Source organism: Candidatus Cloacimonadota bacterium (genome assembly GCA_011372345.1).
Taxonomy (GTDB): Bacteria; Cloacimonadota; Cloacimonadia; order Cloacimonadales; family TCS61; genus DRTC01.
Window position 1 is genome coordinate 1 of the sequence record DRTC01000236.1, and the last position, 1,640, is coordinate 1,640.

The following is a 1,640-nucleotide window of genomic DNA, read 5'->3' on the forward strand; positions in this document are numbered from 1 at the left end:
ATTATTTATAGTGACAAACCGTTTTTTGTAACTTATTGAAATATAAGGAGATGACTTTTTTATGTGTTTAATTGGAGTTAATAACTTCATAATTTTTTCCTCCTTTTTATTTTTTGTTGGAATTATATATACTTAATGCAATCTTTACCGTTCAAATACAAAAATTTCCTTTGCGGGTAAAGTCATAAACTTATGTTCAAGTTCTCGCTTGATCGCCCAAAAATCATCTTCATCTTCCTTGGTGGCTGTTTTTCCATATTTTACAAAATTTCGTAACCTAAAGAATCCATCAGGGAAAATTCCCTCTTTCGGTCGGATTCTAATAGAATCACCAGTTGACTTCCGGATAAAGAGGAAAGTGAAATTATCACTTATCATATTTTCAATATCAGTTCCTTGTGGAAGTTCAAGTTTGAAATCATTACTTTTTCCTCTTGTTATTACTCGTGTAATAAATTCAAAACAATCTCTGCTTCCTGGAGTTGGACAGGCACTAATTATCTTGAAATCACCTCTTTTGGGTGTTTCATCCTGCCACAATTGCGAAATAGCAAATTGTATTGATTTAAAGGCAATCGTGAGACAAAGGCACACACCTCCGTGATATTTTCCCACATCTTCTATCGATATTTCCAGCAGATCGCCTTCATCAAAAATCCGGATAGGGGATAATTCTATCCTTACTTTTTCATTATAGACATCTACTTGAGATTGTTCAGAGACATTTTTAATCCTATCTTCACTTTCCATTTTCGTAAAGAATCCAAAAGCTATTAACAGGATTAAAATCATAAATACTGATTTGTTCATTTTTTCTCCTTTTTTTTTAAATTTAAAAAACCATCTAAATATTTGTTTTTAGCTCATATAAATCCTCCTCAATTTTGAATCCTGATATGATTTCCGCTCCACACCTTTTTAACCGATCTTCAAGGATAGTATTTACAGAGCAAAAGCAAGACATAGAATTATCTCCTATTCCGAAAGCAGCAACTTTTTTGCCTATCAGGTCGAGTCCTTTCATCTCTTCATAGAAATCGATAAATTCGTTTTGTAATTGGTCATTCCCGCAAATTGCTGAAGCGAGTAAAATCTTGTCATAATTATACAAATCATTAATATCGGTCTCGGTTATTTTTTTGATCGTAACATCACAAACACCGGCTTTTCTAATTGCTCTGCACAAATATCCGACTAATTCTACCGTTTCACTGATTGTGTTACTATAAATGATTATTACCTTTTCCATATTATTTGTCATAAAATCTTCTTTCCTTTATTTTGGAAATGAGACGCATTCTCATACACGAAATAAAAAAATTTCCTCTCTTATTATTTTTCCCTTTTCTTCAAAACTAATCCGAAACTCATCGCTACTTTGGGTTTATTTATAACCTGATAACCAATATTTTTTGCTGAAGTTATTACTTCTTCAAATTTATTTTGAGAAATATGATGTTTGGGTTCAGCAATGAATAAAGTTCCGGCAGGTTTCAGAAGATCGTAAATTTGCTCTAAAAAAATATCCGGATTCGGAGTTTCGTGAATCATCCGGAAGGCAAGAGCAAAATCGATTTTGTTTTCAATACCGATCTTATTCTCGGAACATTGATGAGGGTCAATTATGTTATCAACTCCTG

The 1,640-nt window shown here is 32.5% G+C and carries 3 protein-coding genes; all 3 read right to left on the reverse strand.

Annotated elements, in window-relative coordinates:
- Window positions 1-144 precede the first annotated feature (144 nt).
- Window positions 145-810 carry a hypothetical protein gene (locus ENL20_04535; GenBank protein ID HHE37822.1) on the reverse strand — a complete coding sequence of 222 codons (666 nt, stop codon included), beginning with the start codon at window positions 808-810 and terminating at the stop codon, window positions 145-147.
- Between the two features lie 34 nt (window positions 811-844).
- Window positions 845-1,261, reverse strand: coding sequence for a flavodoxin (locus ENL20_04540; GenBank protein ID HHE37823.1), 417 nt, complete (start codon window positions 1,259-1,261; stop codon window positions 845-847).
- Window positions 1,262-1,332: 71 nt separating this feature from the next.
- Window positions 1,333-1,640, reverse strand: a 308-nt coding sequence (locus tag ENL20_04545; protein HHE37824.1) for a methyltransferase domain-containing protein, incomplete at its 5' end; no start/stop codon positions are given.